At 73.5% G+C, this 14,602-nt stretch carries 16 protein-coding genes; 11 read left to right on the forward strand and 5 right to left on the reverse strand.

The features are described from left to right. Positions 1-163: 163 nt before the first annotated feature. The 6 genes from AB0I67_RS40415 to AB0I67_RS40440 all read left to right on the forward strand — a co-directional run bounded on the left by AB0I67_RS40415 (position 164) and on the right by AB0I67_RS40440 (position 4,997). Complete coding sequence (locus tag AB0I67_RS40415) at positions 164-1,744, forward strand: hypothetical protein (RefSeq protein ID WP_357935667.1); 1,581 nt, start codon at positions 164-166, stop codon at positions 1,742-1,744. A gap of 69 nt (positions 1,745-1,813) precedes the next feature. Next, entirely contained in the window at positions 1,814-2,668 is an 855-nt protein-coding gene (locus AB0I67_RS40420) for a helix-turn-helix transcriptional regulator (RefSeq protein WP_357935669.1), read from the forward strand. 34 nt (positions 2,669-2,702) lie between these two features. After that, the gene (locus tag AB0I67_RS40425; RefSeq protein WP_357935671.1) at positions 2,703-3,284 is read left to right on the forward strand and encodes a hypothetical protein; all 582 of its coding nucleotides are present in this window, start codon (positions 2,703-2,705) and stop codon (positions 3,282-3,284) included. 312 nt (positions 3,285-3,596) lie between these two features. Beyond that, positions 3,597-3,728: a hypothetical protein gene (locus AB0I67_RS40430; protein ID WP_357935673.1), complete on the forward strand. Its 132-nt coding sequence runs from the start codon at positions 3,597-3,599 to the stop codon at positions 3,726-3,728. A gap of 98 nt (positions 3,729-3,826) precedes the next feature. Beyond that, positions 3,827-3,961, forward strand: a complete 135-nt coding sequence (locus AB0I67_RS40435) for a hypothetical protein (protein ID WP_357935675.1) — start codon at positions 3,827-3,829, stop codon at positions 3,959-3,961. 34 nt (positions 3,962-3,995) lie between these two features. Then, positions 3,996-4,997, forward strand: a complete 1,002-nt coding sequence (locus AB0I67_RS40440; RefSeq protein ID WP_357935676.1) for a helix-turn-helix domain-containing protein — start codon at positions 3,996-3,998, stop codon at positions 4,995-4,997. Between the two features lie 3 nt (positions 4,998-5,000). On the opposite strand, the gene AB0I67_RS40445 is transcribed toward AB0I67_RS40440, so the two are convergent. Further along, entirely contained in the window at positions 5,001-6,167 is a 1,167-nt protein-coding gene (locus tag AB0I67_RS40445) for an amidohydrolase family protein (RefSeq protein WP_357935679.1), read from the reverse strand. 161 nt (positions 6,168-6,328) lie between these two features. After that, the gene (locus AB0I67_RS40450) at positions 6,329-7,447 is read right to left on the reverse strand and encodes an alpha/beta hydrolase (RefSeq protein ID WP_357935836.1); all 1,119 of its coding nucleotides are present in this window, start codon (positions 7,445-7,447) and stop codon (positions 6,329-6,331) included. Positions 7,448-7,648: 201 nt separating this feature from the next. Here AB0I67_RS40450 and AB0I67_RS40455 point away from each other — a divergent pair, with 201 nt between their 5' ends. Further along, positions 7,649-8,917: a histidine kinase gene (locus AB0I67_RS40455; RefSeq protein WP_357935682.1), complete on the forward strand. Its 1,269-nt coding sequence runs from the start codon at positions 7,649-7,651 to the stop codon at positions 8,915-8,917. Beyond that, positions 8,914-9,582, forward strand: coding sequence for a response regulator transcription factor (locus AB0I67_RS40460; RefSeq protein ID WP_357935685.1), 669 nt, complete (start codon positions 8,914-8,916; stop codon positions 9,580-9,582). The genes AB0I67_RS40455 and AB0I67_RS40460 overlap by 4 nt, the downstream gene beginning before the upstream one ends. Before the next feature lie 155 nt (positions 9,583-9,737). Here AB0I67_RS40460 and AB0I67_RS40465 read toward each other — a convergent pair whose 3' ends face one another. Further along, entirely contained in the window at positions 9,738-10,970 is a 1,233-nt protein-coding gene (locus tag AB0I67_RS40465; RefSeq protein ID WP_357935688.1) for a lipase, read from the reverse strand. A gap of 155 nt (positions 10,971-11,125) precedes the next feature. On the opposite strand from AB0I67_RS40465, the gene AB0I67_RS40470 reads away from it, so the two are divergent. The 3 genes from AB0I67_RS40470 (at position 11,126) to AB0I67_RS40480 (ending at position 13,817) form a co-directional block, all read left to right on the forward strand. After that, positions 11,126-12,307 carry a histidine kinase gene (locus AB0I67_RS40470; protein ID WP_357935690.1) on the forward strand — a complete coding sequence of 394 codons (1,182 nt, stop codon included), beginning with the start codon at positions 11,126-11,128 and terminating at the stop codon, positions 12,305-12,307. Then, positions 12,304-12,966: a response regulator transcription factor gene (locus AB0I67_RS40475; protein WP_357935693.1), complete on the forward strand. Its 663-nt coding sequence runs from the start codon at positions 12,304-12,306 to the stop codon at positions 12,964-12,966. Before AB0I67_RS40470 ends, AB0I67_RS40475 begins: the two co-directional genes overlap by 4 nt. A 77-nt stretch (positions 12,967-13,043) precedes the next feature. Continuing rightward, on the forward strand, positions 13,044-13,817 hold the full coding sequence (locus tag AB0I67_RS40480) for an LLM class flavin-dependent oxidoreductase (protein ID WP_357935696.1): 774 nt from the start codon (positions 13,044-13,046) through the stop codon (positions 13,815-13,817). Between the two features lie 90 nt (positions 13,818-13,907). Here AB0I67_RS40480 and AB0I67_RS40485 read toward each other — a convergent pair whose 3' ends face one another. Together AB0I67_RS40485 and AB0I67_RS40490 are read right to left on the reverse strand one after the other, a co-directional pair. Then, on the reverse strand, positions 13,908-14,237 hold the full coding sequence (locus tag AB0I67_RS40485; RefSeq protein ID WP_357935699.1) for a multidrug efflux SMR transporter: 330 nt from the start codon (positions 14,235-14,237) through the stop codon (positions 13,908-13,910). Position 14,238: 1 nt separating this feature from the next. Continuing rightward, the gene (locus AB0I67_RS40490; protein WP_357935702.1) at positions 14,239-14,553 is read right to left on the reverse strand and encodes a multidrug efflux SMR transporter; all 315 of its coding nucleotides are present in this window, start codon (positions 14,551-14,553) and stop codon (positions 14,239-14,241) included. Positions 14,554-14,602 lie beyond the last annotated feature (49 nt).

The following is a 14,602-nucleotide window of genomic DNA, read 5'->3' on the forward strand; positions in this document are numbered from 1 at the left end:
CGTGTCATACGGCCGGACGGGCCGCGCCTGTGGACACCCCGGGAACTCCGGGACGGTGACATCTGCCTTACCCAGAGTGACCAAAATCTGCACCCGTGAGCCGCGCGCCGCTCCCCACTGAGGCACAAGCGGCCTCCAAGTACGGGATGGCTCCATCGAGATCGTGAAACGAATCCTGCTCGCCTTCCTCGTCCTGTTCCTGTTACCCCTGCATCCGGCGGAAGCCACGCCGGTGCAGGGGTATCTCAACTGGTCCGTCCTGATGTGCAAGTTCGCCGACCGGCCCGGGGAGCCGCGGGACCGGCTGTTCTTCGAGGAGCTCTTCACGCCGGTCGGCGCGGGTCAGCGCGGCCTGCACGACTTCATCGCGTCCCAGTCACGCGGACGCGCCACCACCGGGGGAACGGTGGTCAAGGGCTGGTTCACCATGCCCTACACCTGGCAGCAGTCCAAGGAGGCCCCTCGCGCCGAACGCATCGACCAGTGCGTCCGCACGGTCAGGGCCGCGGGCTACACGCCGCCGCCCGAGCACCGCATCGCGGTCATGCTCAACGCCGGCGACATCGACTCCGGTGCCTACGGCACCGCCTTCCTGCTGGACGCCCATGGCTGGAACTCGGCCTGGGCCGTGCACGAGGCCATGCACACCCTCGGCGTCGGTCACGGCTTCTCCGACGACCTGACGCTCAAGCGCTACGACTGGTCGCAGCCGGGCGAGTACGACGATCACTGGGACGTCATGAGCGTCGACCACATCCACCACTCGCGCTGGAGCGACAAGTTCGGGCAGGGCGCCATCGGCTTCAACGCCCCGCGCCTGGACGAGGTGGGCTGGCTGCCGCAGAACCGCGTGCTCACCGCGGGCAAGGACGGCCAGGTGACCACGAGTGTGCAGCTCGCCCCGATCGAACGGCAGGACCTGCCCGGCACGCTCATGGTGCGCGTGCCGTACGACGCGAAGAACCTCAACCGCTACTACACGGTCGAGTTCAGGAAGAAGACCGGCCTGAGCGAAGGCATCCCGAAGGCCACCGTCCTCATCCACTCGGTCGAGGGCGGGCTGCCCCGGCTGATGCGCGACATGAGCCTGCCGAACCGTGACCCGATCCAACGGGTGTCGGCCAACGGCGTCACCATCAAGGTCGACGAGGTGGGCGCCAATTCGGCCATCGTCACCGTCTCGGTCAGCAAGACGCTCATCGATACCTGCCTGGGCGACTGGGTGCACCGCAAGGCCATGCCCCACGACGTGACCTGCGTCAGCACCGCGGTCCGCGACCAGACCGCCATGGACAACCGCAACGCGGCGGAGTACGTGGACGAGTACGGCAACTGCACCTTCGGCCGGGTCCGGCGGCTCGCGGTCCCCGGCGACCTCGTCTGCGTGACGCCGCTCACCCGGGGCCAGGTGGCCAACGACAACAAGGCCGCGGAGAGCCGGCGGAACCCGATCAAGAACCTGTGGGGGCCGAACGCCTGCAAGGCCGGGTTCGTCTGGCGGGGCGCCGACGAGAGCGACCAGGTCTGCGTGCCGCTCTCGACCCGGGAGCAGATCCTCGTCGACAACGGCCTCGCCGCCTCCCGCTGGGTCGACGGACCGTACGGCCCGCAGACCTGCGTCCCTGGGTACGTGTGGCGGGAGGCGTTCATCGGCGACAAGGTCTGCGTGACGCCCGAGACCCGGGCGCTGGCCAGGGCGGACAACCTGCGCACGCACGACCGGGTGGACCCGCCCTGGGACTAGCCCCTCTCCGTCCGCCTATCCTTGCCGTCGGCCGGGCACTGGCGGCGAGGTGGGCTGGAGGCGGGTCTGATGGAGTGGCAGCGGATCCTGCGGCGGCGACGGCTGGCCCGGATCGGTGACCTGGTCCTGGACGATGTCACCTGCGTCGGCGGTTCGGCCCGGTGGTCGCCGGTCGAGCCCGACGAGGGCTGGGCCGTGGTTCTGGTCCGGGCGGGGGCCTTCCGCCGCGAAGCGGACGGCCGCGCGGCCTTCCTCGACCCCAGCCGGGGCTACCTCAGCAGGGAAGGCACGGAGGAGCGGTTCGCCTTCACCGCCGGCGGCGGCCAGCGTTGCACCGTGATCGGGCTGACCGCCGAGCTGTACGACGCGCACGCGCTGGCCGCGGCCTCGGACTGGTTGCTCGCGCCGCCGACCCGGTTCGACCTGCGCCACCGGAGCCTGCTGGCCGCCACGACGCGGGGCGTGGACGGCTTCGAGGCCGCAGAACGGGTGCTGCGCCTGCTGGGCTCGCTGGGCCCGGCCCCCGAGGCCGCCGCGTCCCGGCGTCCGGCCACGCGGGAGGCGCACGGCCGGCTCGTCGCCTCGGTGCAGGAGGCGCTCGCGACGGAGCACCTGTCCGCCGGACTGGACGAGCTGGCCGCTCGGGTGGGCGCGTCGGCGCACCACCTCAGCCGGGTCTTCCGGCAGGTCACCGGCCGCACGCTCACCGACTACCGCAACGAGCTGCGGGTCCGGCGGGTGCTGCAGGACCTGTCCGAGGGGAGCTCGGCCGGGCTCAGCACGCTCGCGGCGGCGTACGGCTTCGCCGACCAGGCCCACCTGTGCCGGGTGGTCAAGCAGTACGCCGGCCGTACGCCCAGCGAGTTGCGGCGGGAACTGAGCATGAATCTTCAAGCGGGCGCCACCCTCGGCGGCCGACCATGACGTAGCCCCTTTCCCTCGTCATGCGGAGGCCGGCTTGTCAGCGCCGAAGAAGGCCGTCATCGCGGCGCTCGTCGTCGCCGCCGCTCTGGCGGCGTGGTTCGCCGTCGGCCGCACGTCCGTTGTGGATCGGGACGCCGAGATCGCGTGCGGCCTCGTCGCCGGCACCTCGGGTTCGGCCAACCGCATCCTGGCCGGGATGGAGTTCGCCTCCGCCGCCGCGGCGACCGACCCGGAGCACCGCCCGCTGGCCGAGGCCTTCGTACGGCTGGCCAAGGCGGTCACCGGCTCCTCGGCCCCGGACGCTCCAGCGATCGACGAGGCCCTGGCCGCGGTCACCGGCCACTGCGGGGCGGCCCGCCCGCTCGACTCCCTGGCCGGGACCGCGTGCGAGAGCCTGCACCGGTCGCCGAGCTGGCGCACCGACAACGGTGACGCGCCCCGGCGCATCGGCGCCGAGCGGCTCGCGGACGCGGCGGCCGAGGCCGACGCCCGCTACGGGGCGCTGGCCGAGGCGATGGGGGCGGTGAACCTCGAGAGCTACCCGGACGGGTGGCGGAAGCCGGTGGTCGTCGAACTGGACCAGCGGGTCCGCAGCCTCTGCGCCGCCACCCGCTAGGGCGCGGCTCACGGAGCCGCGCCCTACCGGCCTACCCCCAGATGACGTCGGGAGCACCCCAGATCACTTCCGCGGTGTGCCAGGTGGAGTCGCGCGTGATCCGCATGTCCATCGCCTCTTCCCATGTCGAGCGGTGCTTACGTGCTCCAGTCTGGGAAGCCGGGTGCCGGTGAGGCTTGAACATTCATGCTCGTTCCCGGCAAGCACATCGGAGTGGCGGATAGTCGTCGCAGAACGGCAGTTCTCGGTCTCATCGCCGCCCAGGCACGGCTGCCAGCATGAATCCGTCATCGCCCAACGAGCGGAGGAATCATGCGACGCCTCATCACGATCCTGCTGACCGCCGGAACCCTGGCCGCCGGTCTCGCCACCGTCACCGCGCTGCCGAGCTCGGCCGACAGCGTGCGCATCACCGGTGGAGGGACCGAGAACCGCGAATGGTGAACAGCCCGCACGCTCACCTTCACGGCCTGGCTGGACCACCGGTCGGCCGTGCCGTTCGCCGGGGCGGCTACGCATCCCCGGTCAGGTCGCCGGACGTCGTGAAGGTCTTCCGGCCGACCGGGAACGGGCGGTGGCGGCCGGCGATCGAGGCGCACACGGAGAAGATCCTGGCCAACGCGCCGGGGTGGACGCCCGGCGGCCCGATCCTCTGCCAGTTCGTCCAGGCGGGCTGATCCCGGACCGGCCGCGGAAGGGGAGGATGGCGTCATGCCCAGTTCCTCCGGCCGCCGCCGCCCGCACGTGGTCGCGGTCGCCGTGACCGATCTCGTGCCGGCCTTCGAGCTCGCGGTGCCGTGCGAGGTGTTCGGCGTGGACCGCGCCGATCTCGCCGACCCGTGGTACGACCTGCGCCTGTGCGCGGTGGAGCCGGGCGAGGTGCGGACCGCGGCCGGGCTCCGGATCGCCTCCGGACACGGCCTCGACGACCTGGTCGAGGCCGACACGGTCATCGTCCCGGCGCTCGCGCGCGGCATCCAGCTCAACCCGCCCCAGCTCCTGGTCAAGGCGGTCCGGGCGGCGCACGAGCACGGCCGCCGCGTCGTCTCGCTGTGCACCGGCGCGTACGTGCTCGCCGCCGCCGGGCTGCTCGACGGGCGCAAGGTCACCACCCACTGGATGAACGCCGGCGACTTCGCCCGCCGCTTCCCGGCGGTCGAGGTCGATCCCCGAGCGCTCTACACCGACGACGGCGACGTCCTGACCTCGGCCGGGACGGCCGCGGCCATCGATCTGTGCCTTCATCTCGTCCGGCTCGACCACGGCGCCGCGGTGGCCGCCGAGGTCGCCCGCCGGATGGTCGTCCCGCCGCCGCGCGAGGCGGCCGAGGCGCAGGTGGCCAGGCTGCTGGTACGGCCCGGCACCGGTGACGCCCTCGCGCCGGTGCTGAACTGGGCGAGGGAGCACCTCGACCAGCCGCTCACCGTCGCCGACTTCGCCCAGGCGGCCCGGATGAGCGAGCGCACCCTCGCCCGCCGCTTCCGCGACGTCGTCGGCCTCACCCCGAAGCAGTGGCTCCTGCAGCAGCGGGTACGGCTGGCGCAGGAGCTGCTGGAGACCTCCGACGAGACGATCGACCGGATCGCCAGGCGGACCGGGTTCGGCGCCGCCGCCAACTTCCGGCACCACTTCCGCCGCCTCACCGGGCAGTCCCCGAAGACCTACCGCCACGTCTTCCGCGACCGCGCCGCCCGGCGCGACCTGCTCGACTGACGGTCACGCCCCGCCGAGGTGGACCGCGACCGGTTCCAGGAGGGTCGTGATGTCGCGCGTCGGATCCCCGGCGACGATCAGGAGATCGGCGTCCCGGCCGGGCTGGATGCGGCCCTTCCGTCCGGCCAGCCCGAGGGCGTGCGCCGCCACGGAGGTGGCCGCCGCCAGCGCGGCCTCCGCCGGCCAGCCGGAGCGCACGTACTCCTCCAAAGTGCGGGGGAGCAGGCCGTGCGGCTTGGCCGGGCCGATGCCGCCGTCGGACCCGGCCACCATGCGCACCCCGCGCGCCCGCAGCCGGGCGGCCGTCTCCTGGAGCGCCGCCTCGGTGATGCCGGCCCGGGCCGCGTAGGCGATGACCTCGGGCGGGACGACGATGGCGGGGTCGGAGCCCAGCGTCGCGCAGACCGCGATCCCCGAACCGGCCAGGCGGTCCACGAGCTCGTCGTCGAGGCGGACGCCGTCGGCGGTGAGGCAGGTGCAGTGCTCGATGCCGTCCACGCCCGCGTCGGCGGCCAGCCGTACCGCCTCCAGGGCGTGGGCGTGCGCGGTGACCGGGACGCCGAGGCGGTGCGCCTCGTCCACCGCCTGGCGCAGCTCGTGCCCGCTGAACTGCGCCTTGGTGGTGTCGGTCCCCGGCGTGAGCACGCCGCCGCTGGCCATGATCTTGATCACGTCGGCGCCGAGCGCGGCCCGCTCCCGCACCGCCTGAAGCAGCTCGTCCACGCCGTTCACCGCGCCGCCGAGCGTCCAGCAGTGCCCTCCGGCGCTGGTGAGCGGCCGGCCCGAGGCCACGACGTACGGCAGGCCGGGCGCGCCGCCGCCTCGCCAGTGCAGCACCGCGTCACGCAGGTCGCCGAGGTCGCGGACGGTGGTGACGCCGGCCGCGAGGTGCGTGCGGAGCGACGCCTCGATGGTCGCCGCCACCTGCTCGGCGTCGCTGTGCGCCAGCCGGTCGAGCGCGCCGGGACCGCTGTCCGCGCACAGGTGCACGTGCGCGTCGATCAGCCCCGGCAGCAACGTGCCGTCGTGGCGGTGGGCCGGCCAGCCGTCCGGAGCCCGGACGCCCGGCTCGACCGAGACGATCCGCCCCTCCTCGACGAGCACCACGTGCGGCCCGTCGAGCAGGCGCTCGCCGTCGAACACCCGCGCCACCTCGAACGCGGCCCTCATACGCGAGCTCCCGCTGCCGTCCCCGGCAGATCACGCAGCACCACGGTGCACCCTCCAGAACGAATGGAACGCCACAGCCGTACTCGGGTGATTCTCGCCGCGAACCGCCCGCCGCGGACAGGGCCGGTCCGGTCAAGGTCCGCCCGATTCCCGCCACCCGCTCAGCAGCGCCCGCGGTCCGGCGCGCAGAGGCGCACCTCGGGGTAGCGCGCGGACGGCTGGTCGAGCAGCGGCCGCTTCTTGCCGCGCAGGTGGGTGTCGAAGAAGGCGCTCACGTAGGCGCGGGTGATCGCCAGCGCGCGCTTGCCGGGCAGCTTCGCGCCCACGTCGAGCCCAAGCTGCTCGGCCAGCGGCCCGATGTCGTTGAACGACGCGTGCACGGTGCCGTCCACCAGCAGCCACCGCTTCCAGCCGGTCATCAGCTTCCAGTCGCGCTCCCAGCTCGCCGCCTCGGGCCCGGTGCCGGGGGTGTAGGTGGACGGCTTGCCGAGGAACAGGAAGGGACGCGCCAGGGCGCCGGTCAGGATCTCGGCGTCGGTGGTGCCGTCGAGGTCGATCCCGGCGCGCAGCCGGGAGTCCTCGACCAGGGCGGCGATGGTGCTGGCGCCGCCGACCGAGTGCCCGGCCATGGCCATCCTGGCGGGGTCGATCAGGGTGGGGTAGCGCCTGGTCAGCTCGTCGAGCACGAAGGAGACGTCGGCCGCGCGGCCCCGCTGCAGCTTGACGAAGAGCGCGGGGGTGCGCGGGCCCTCGCACGGGATGCAGGTGGTGACCCGGCCGTCGGGGAAGGTCGTGGCGACGCTCTCGTAGGTGTGGTCGATGGCGGCGACCATGTACCCCTTGCTGGCCAGGTCCTCGGCCAGCGCGGTCAGCGTGCTGCGCGGCTTGGAGAAGCCGGGGGAGAGCACCACGAGCGGCAGGCCGCGGCCTGCGGGCCGTACGTCGGTGAAGGCGTTGGTGCGCGTCCGGCTCAGCAGGTCGGGGGCCACGCCGGGCACCTTCTCGTCCTTCAGCAGCAGCTCGGACTCCTTCGGCGTCATGTAGCGCGCCCGCTCGCGCCCCTTCCCCTTCGCCGGGTACCACAGGGACACCATCAGCTCACGCGTGTCGGCTCCGGCCTTCCACGGATCGGGGCGGGAGGTGTCGGTCAGGTGCAGGGCGGTGGTGCCGACGCTGCGCGCTCCCGTCGGTCTCTCCAGGTACGGCAGGCGTCCCTCCGCCGAGGCGGGCTGGGCCGTGAGGGCGGCCGTGAGGGTGAGCACCCCGGTGACGATGGCCATTCGGCGCACGGATATCGGTCCTCTCAGCAGACGTTCTGGCCGGCCCGACGCTAAGAGAACCCGCGGTCCGGGCACGTCGGTCGCTGCGCCGAAATCGGGTCGTCCTGGAGGACGACCCGCCGCCGGGTCATCCCTGCGATGTACTCCGGACGGTCATCGAGCACGATGCACGACATATCGCCCGAACGGCACAATGTCCTGATGCTCGCGGCACCTCGATCCCGATGGCAGCGCCTGGCCGGCCTGCTGCGCCCCTCGCACCGCGCCGACCTGGTGCTCGCCCTCGTCCTGACCGCCCTCGCGCTGCTGACGGCCGACGGCTCCGGGCCTCGCCACCCCGGCGGCGAGCAGCCGAGCCCCGTCGCCGAGCTGGTACGGCTGGCGCCCCCGCCGCCACCCCTGCCGTCCTTGCCGTCCACCGGCACCGGGCCGATCACCCTTCCGGCGGATCAGAGCGAAGCGCCGCTCCCCCTGGTCGCGCTGACCACGCTGCCCCTGGCCTACCGGCGCCGCCACCCGGTGGGCGCCTTCGGCGTCGTCCTGCTCGCGGTGCTCATCATGGACGGCGGCGAGACCTGGATCACCGTGCTGGCCGCGGCGATCGCCGCCTACAGCGCCGTCGCGCACAGCCGCAGCCGGGCCGTGGCGGTGGCCGCGCTGCTGGCCGGCGCGATCGTCGCCGGGGCGCTGGAGCGCGACCTCGTGCCGAGCCTGCCCGTCTGGCTGGGGCCGTACGTCATCCTGATCAGCGCCGGCGCCCTGGCCGGGCTCGTGCAGGTGTGGCGGCAGAACCGCGAGCGGCTGGCCGCGCTCGGCCGGGAGCGGGAGAGCGCGATGCGCGAGGCCGTCCAGGCCGAGCGCTCCAGGATCGCCGGCGAGCTGCACGACGTGGTGACCCACAATGTGAGCGTGATGCTGATCCAGGCCGGGGCGGCGCGCAAGGTGATGGACGCGCACCCGGAACAGACGCGCCGGGCACTGGAGGCGATCGAGGCCAGCGGCCGGGCGGCCATGGCCGAACTGCGCAACGTCATGGGGCTGCTGGCCGGCGACGAGGACCGGGCGCGGCCCGACGGGCTGGAACCGCAACCGGGCCTGGGCGAGATCGAGGACCTGGTCGAACGGGTGCGCGCCGCCGGGACCGAGGTGGACCTGAGCCTCACGCCACCGCGCGAACCCCTGCCCGACGGGGTGGGCCTGGCCGCCTACCGGGTGGTCCAAGAGGCACTGACCAACACCATGAAGCACGCCGCCGGGGCCACGGCGGCGGTGGTGGTCGGCCACGACGGCGAGCACCTGCGGATCGAGGTCACCGACACCGGCGGCGATCCTGCGCGGGCCGTGAGCGGGAACGGCAGAGGCCTCATCGGGCTGCGCGAGCGGCTCGCGCTCTACGGCGGGACCCTGGAGGCGGCCCGCCACGGCGGCGGCTTCCGGCTCCTCGCCCGCATCCCGTGGAGGAGCGCGTGAGCGAGACCCTGCGGGCCGTCATCGCCGACGACCAGGCGCTGGTCAGGACCGGTTTCGGCATGATCCTCGGCGCCGACGGCATCGACGTGGTCGCCGAGGCGGCCGACGGCGAGGAAGCGATCGCCGCCGTCCGCCGTACCCGCCCGGACGTGGTGCTGATGGACATCCGGATGCCGCGCATGGACGGCATCGAGGCCACCCGCCGGATCACCGAGGCCGGGTCGCAGGAGACCAAGGTGCTGATCCTGACCACCTACGACCTCGACCGCTACGTCTACGCCGCCCTCCGCGCCGGGGCCAGCGGGTTCCTGCTCAAGGACGTCAGCCCCGAGCACCTGGTCAGCGCGGTCCGCCTGGTCCGCACCGGCGACGCCCTGCTCGCCCCGGCCATCACCCGCCGCCTGGTCGAACGCTTCGCCCTCCGCGACGACGCCCGGTCCGGGCTGCACCGCGACCTGGCCGAGCTGACGCCGCGCGAACTGGAGGTGCTGCGCCTGCTCGCCACCGGCCTCAGCAACGCCGAGCTGGCCGAACGGCTCACCCTCAGCTCCACCACGGTCAAGACCCACGTGGCCCGCATCCTGGCCAAGCTCGGCCTGCGCGACCGTGTCCAGGCCGTCGTCCTGGCCTACGAGAGCGGCCTGGTCTCGCCCGGCGCCTCATGACCTCACCGCCGGTACGGCTCTCGCCGGAGCGAGCGAGGTCGTGTGGCACAACGATCTGTGGCCGGGCGCCATCGTCCACCACGATCTCGGGCGTAGGTGATCCGAGCAGGTCAAGGCGGACCACGCCTGGGTGAGCCAGCACCGCGAAGAGCTGGTCAGCGGGACACGGTGGCCTCCGGGTAGCGCGGGTCCGGGCCGTCGAACAGCGTGGTCGTCCGGCCCTTGAGGTGCAGGTCGAAGAAGGCCCCCAGGTAAGCCCGTTGCGCGGCCACGGAGTGGGACGGGTCGATGGTGCCGACGAAGTCGGTCAGCTCGGGGACGAGCGCCTGGAGGTCGGTGAAGGAACCGTGGGCCGCACCGGCCAGCCGTACCTCACGCTTCCAGCCGGGGGTGGCGGACCAGAAGGTCTTCCAGGTCGGGTCGCCGGCCCGGGTGTGGTCCTGCGCGGCGAACTGGAGGAAGGGCTTGCGCGCGCCGGTGCGGGCCACGGGGCCGACGTAGGAGCCGTCCAGGTTGACGGCGGCGTCCACGCGGTCGTCGGCGCGGGTGAGGTGGGCGGCGACCGAGCCGCCGATGGACTGGCCGAGGACGCCGACCTTCGACAGGTCCGCCGCCGCGCTCAGCCCCTCGACGGCCGGGAGCCGGTCGAGGACGAAGCGCAGGTCGGCGAGGCGGATCCTGGCATGGCTGCGGAGCAGCTTCGCGATCACGGCCGGGGTGAGCTTGTCCGGCAGCGGGACCGCGCGCTCGACCCGGCCGCCGGGGAACTCGACCTGGTCGGCCTCGTAGGTGTGGTCCACGGTGACCACCAGGTAGCCGCGGCTGGCGAGGTCCTCGACCAGGGCGGTGCCCAGCGTGCGGGGGCCGCCGTCGCCGGGGGTGAACAGCACGACCGGGAGGCGGCCGGCGGTGGGGTCGAAGGGGGCGTTCCGGCGGGCGTGGGTCCGGGTGCCGGACCAGTCCAGGGTGCCCGGCCTGATCCCCATGCCGGGGGCCGAGCGGGTGTCCCAGTCGGCCGCCGCCTTCGGGGCCATGTGCGGGGCGAGGGGGTCGGGGGAGTCGGCGGCGGGGTACCAGAGGCTCACCATCAGTTCACGGTACGGCTTGGCCTTGACCAGGGGGTCGCGGCGGGAGGTGTCCACCAGGCGGACCGAGCGGGTGCCGATCCGGTGGGCGCCGGTGGGGGCGGGCAGGGTGAGCTCGCGGGGCTTGGCGACGGCGTCGGTCGTCGCGCCGGTCGTCGCGGTGGCGGAGGTCGCTGCCAAGGGGAGGAGCGCGGCTGCCAGGCCGAGGGCGGCGGCAGCCGTACGGCGAGCAAGAACAGGGGCGCCGGTACGGCCGGCAACCAACGGGGCAGCCGTGCGGTGGGCGTGGGTGGAAGTCGGCATGGGTGGGCTCCGTTCTGGTCGGTGAAAACGGAGCCTCGCAGCGGCGACGAGGTTCGTACGAGCGGCCACGGACTGAGCCGGCCGTACGACTTGGAGCTGACCCTCCTCCCGGAGGAGGAGCCGATCGCCGCAGGCGGGTGACCTAGGGTGGCGGCATGAACGCTCGGTCCTGGGCGGTGGACGCCCTGCTGGCCGCCGCGATCTGCCTGTTCACCCTCGGTCCCGGACAGGTGCTGCCCGGCGGGCCGGGCGTGCTGGCGCTGCAGGCCGGGCTGACCGTGCCGCTGGCGTGGCGGCGGCGGGCGCCGGTCGCGGTGTTCGGGGTGATCGCGGCGGTGGCGGCGGTGCAGTGGCTGGCCGGGGTGCGACTGCCGGCCGACGTGGCTTTGCTGGTCGCGCTCTACACGGTCGCGGCGACGGCCGCCTGGCCGTACCCGCTCGTGGCGTCGGCGGTGACCGGGGTGGGGGTGGTCCTGGCCTCGGTGCGGTGGGCGCCGGAGGGGCGGGTGCTCCTGTCGGTGGTGGCGCTGGCGGCGATGGCCGGGGCGGCGGTGGCCGCCGGGCTGCACCAGCGGACCAGGCGGGACTACTTGACCGCCCTGGAACGTGACCGCGACCAGCGGGCGCGGCTGGCGGTGGCCGAGGACCGGGCGCGGATGGCGCGGGACCTGCACGACATCGTCACGCACAACCTGTCGGTCATGGTGGCCTTGGCGGACAGCGCGCACTATGTCCGGGACAGTGCTCCCCAACGGGCGGCCGCGGCGGTCAGCCAGATCGCGGAGACCGGCCGGCAGGCCCTCGCCGACATGCGCCGCAGCCTCGCACCCGGGGAAGCCGGGGAGTGGGCGGGCGCGAGTGGGCCGGGGCGGGAGGAGCTGCGGCCGGCGCCTGGACTGGCCGAGCTTCCCGGTCTGGCCGATCGGGTGCGGGGCGCCGGGCTGGCTGTCGATCTTCAGGTGCGCGGTCCGGCGGGGCAGGTTCCGGCAGGTGCGCAGCTGACCGTCTATCGGCTGGTCCAGGAGGCGCTCACGAACACCCTCAAGCACGCCCCGCCGCAGACCCGGGCCGAGATCCGGATCGGGCTGAGCCCTGGAGCGGTGACCGTCGACATCGTGGACGACGGGCCGGCTGGGCAAAGACCGGGGGCTGGCGGGGGATACGGGCTCAAGGGGATGCGTGATCGGGTGGCCGCCTATGGCGGGACGTTCCGGGCCGGTCCGCGCGCGGCAGGCGGCTGGCAGGTGACGGCCCGGCTGGACCTCCGCACGGGCGACCCGGAAGGCATGGGCCATCCCGACGACGCGGGTGTTTCAGCGAGGGCGGGGCGGGCGTGACCATCCGGGTCGTGCTGGCCGATGATGAGGCGCTGCTGCGCATGGCCTTCACGATGATCCTGGACACCCAGCCCGGCCTGTCCGTCGTCGGCGAGGCGGCGGACGGGGCCGAGGCGGCGGTGCTGGCCGGGCGGTTGCGCCCCGACGTGGTCCTGATGGACGTCCGGATGCCCGTGACGCACGGGATCGAGGCCACCCGGCGCATCGTCCGGGACTGCCCGGGGACGAGAGTGCTCATCCTGACCACCTTCGACCTGGACGAGTACGCCTTCGCCGCGCTCAAGGCGGGGGCGTCGGGCTTCCTGCTGAAGAACTCCCGGCCGGACGACCTGCTCGCCGCGATCCGCACCATCGCGGCCGGTGACGCGGTGGTGTCGCCGCGGATCACCCGCCGGCTGCTGGACACCTTCGCCCCGCAACTGCTCAACGGAAGCGGCGGGGGAGGGGACGGACGGCTGGACCTGCTGACCGCGCGGGAGCGAGAGGTGCTGGTGCTGGTGGGGCGCGGGCTGTCCAACGCGGAGATCGCCACGGCGTTGCACCTGGCCGAGGCGACGGTGAAGACCCACCTGGGGCGGGTCCTGGACAAGCTGCAGCTTCGTGACCGGGTGCAGGCGGTGGTGTTCGCCTACGAGTCGCGCCTCGTTCACCCCGGCTGACCGGGAGCAGGTTTCACCGCGGGCCAGACCGTGCGGAAGCCGGCGGGAATGTCGGTGGCGCGTGACAGGGTGGAAGCATGCGCTACGGAATCAATGTCGCCATCCTCGGTGGCCTCGCGGAGCCCGGACGCGTGATCGAGTTCGCGCAGGAGGCCGAGCGGGCCGGCTGGGAGGCCATGTTCGTCTGGGACCACCTCGCCTTCGCCTGGGGTGTGCCCTCGGCCGACCCGTTCGTCGTGCTGGCGGGGGCGGCGCGGGCCACGTCCCGGATCCGGCTCGGCACCGCGGTCACGCCGATCGCCCGGCACCGGCCCGAGCAGCTCGCCCAGACCGTCGCCACGCTCGACCGGCTCAGCGGGGGCCGCGTCGTCCTCGGCGCGGGGCTGGGCGGGGTGCAGGCCGAGTTCACCGCCTTCGGCACGCCGTACCCCTCCGGAGCCCAGCTCGACGAGGCCCTCGACGTGCTGGGCGCGCTGCTGGCGGGGGAGGAGGTGCGGCATGCCGGGGCCCACTACGCCATCGACGGGGTACGGCTGGCGCCGCTTCCGGTGCAACGGCCGCGGGTCCCGATCTGGATCGGCGGCACGAGTCCTGCCGCGGTCCGCCGGGCAGAACGCTGGGACGGCTGGATCATCGCCGGCGACGGCGAGGACGGCGGCATGACGATGACGCCCGACCGGGTGCCCGGCCATTCCGGCTGCCTGGCCCTCATCGGCACCTCCGACCCCGGCCAGTCGCTGGCCGCCTACGCCGAGGCGGGCGTGGACTGGTGGCTGGAGCACCTGCACGAACGCCGCATGGACCACGACGCCCTCCTCGCCCGCATCCGCAGCGGCCCCGGCCAGCCGTAAAGCCCGACGACACGCCGCGGCGGCCTGCCCCGGAAGAAGACACGGGCCGCGCCGGCTCAGCATCGAGCTCGCCGACACGAGGACGGGCGGTCAGGGAGCCGGCTTCGGCTCGATGAGCTTGAGGCCGATCACGCACCCCACGATCCCGGCGAGGAAGAGCACCTTGAGCGCGGACACGGCCTCGCCGCCGGTGAGCATCGCCCAGGCGACGGTCAGCGCGGCGCCCACGCCGGTCCAGACGGCGTAGGCGGTGCTGATCGGGATCTTCTTGGCGGCCCATCCCAGCCCGAGCATGCTCAAGGTGACCGCGACCAGGAACACCGCGGTCGCGACCGGCCGGGTGAACCCCTCGCTCGCGCCCAGGGCGGTGGCCCAGACCGCTTCCAGCACCGCGCTGAGCAGGAGAACCACCCACGCCATCTCAGCTCACCGCCTTCAGGCCCACGACGCAGGCGACCAGCCCCGCCAGCAGTGCGGCCCGCACCACCGACAGCTTCTCCTGGCCGCGCGCCACGGCGATGAGCACGGTGAGCGCCGCGCCGATGCCGACCCACACGGCGTAGGCCGTGCCCACCGGCACCTCGGTCATCGCGAAGGCCAGCCCCAGCATGCTCAACGCCATGGCGACGACGAACACCACGGTGGGCACGATGCGCCGGAACCCCCTCGAGGCGCTGAGCGCGGTGGCCCAGACGGCCTCCAGCAGACCCGAAGCGATCAGTACCAGCCAGGCCATGGCATGCCCCCTCTGTAACACCAATCCCGTATACACCGTTGTCTCACAC

Source organism: Nonomuraea sp. NPDC050310, from assembly GCF_040655795.1.
Classification (GTDB): domain Bacteria; phylum Actinomycetota; class Actinomycetes; order Streptosporangiales; family Streptosporangiaceae; genus Nonomuraea.

Bases quoted from the DNA above. Each gene is read 5' to 3' on its own strand.
- AB0I67_RS40420 (WP_357935669.1), top strand. From the start codon at position 1,814: ATGGAGTGGCAGCGGATCCTGCGGCGGCGACGGCTGGCCCGGATCGGT.
- AB0I67_RS40430 (WP_357935673.1), top strand. From the start codon at position 3,597: ATGCGACGCCTCATCACGATCCTGCTGACCGCCGGAACCCTGGCCGCC.
- AB0I67_RS40440 (WP_357935676.1), top strand. From the start codon at position 3,996: ATGCCCAGTTCCTCCGGCCGCCGCCGCCCGCACGTGGTCGCGGTCGCC.
- AB0I67_RS40445 (WP_357935679.1), bottom strand. From the start codon at position 6,167: ATGAGGGCCGCGTTCGAGGTGGCGCGGGTGTTCGACGGCGAGCGCCTG.
- AB0I67_RS40450 (WP_357935836.1), bottom strand. From the start codon at position 7,447: ATGGCCATCGTCACCGGGGTGCTCACCCTCACGGCCGCCCTCACGGCC.
- AB0I67_RS40455 (WP_357935682.1), top strand. From the start codon at position 7,649: ATGCTCGCGGCACCTCGATCCCGATGGCAGCGCCTGGCCGGCCTGCTG.
- AB0I67_RS40465 (WP_357935688.1), bottom strand. From the start codon at position 10,970: ATGCCGACTTCCACCCACGCCCACCGCACGGCTGCCCCGTTGGTTGCC.
- AB0I67_RS40470 (WP_357935690.1), top strand. From the start codon at position 11,126: ATGAACGCTCGGTCCTGGGCGGTGGACGCCCTGCTGGCCGCCGCGATC.
- AB0I67_RS40480 (WP_357935696.1), top strand. From the start codon at position 13,044: ATGCGCTACGGAATCAATGTCGCCATCCTCGGTGGCCTCGCGGAGCCC.
- AB0I67_RS40485 (WP_357935699.1), bottom strand. From the start codon at position 14,237: ATGGCGTGGGTGGTTCTCCTGCTCAGCGCGGTGCTGGAAGCGGTCTGG.
- AB0I67_RS40490 (WP_357935702.1), bottom strand. From the start codon at position 14,553: ATGGCCTGGCTGGTACTGATCGCTTCGGGTCTGCTGGAGGCCGTCTGG.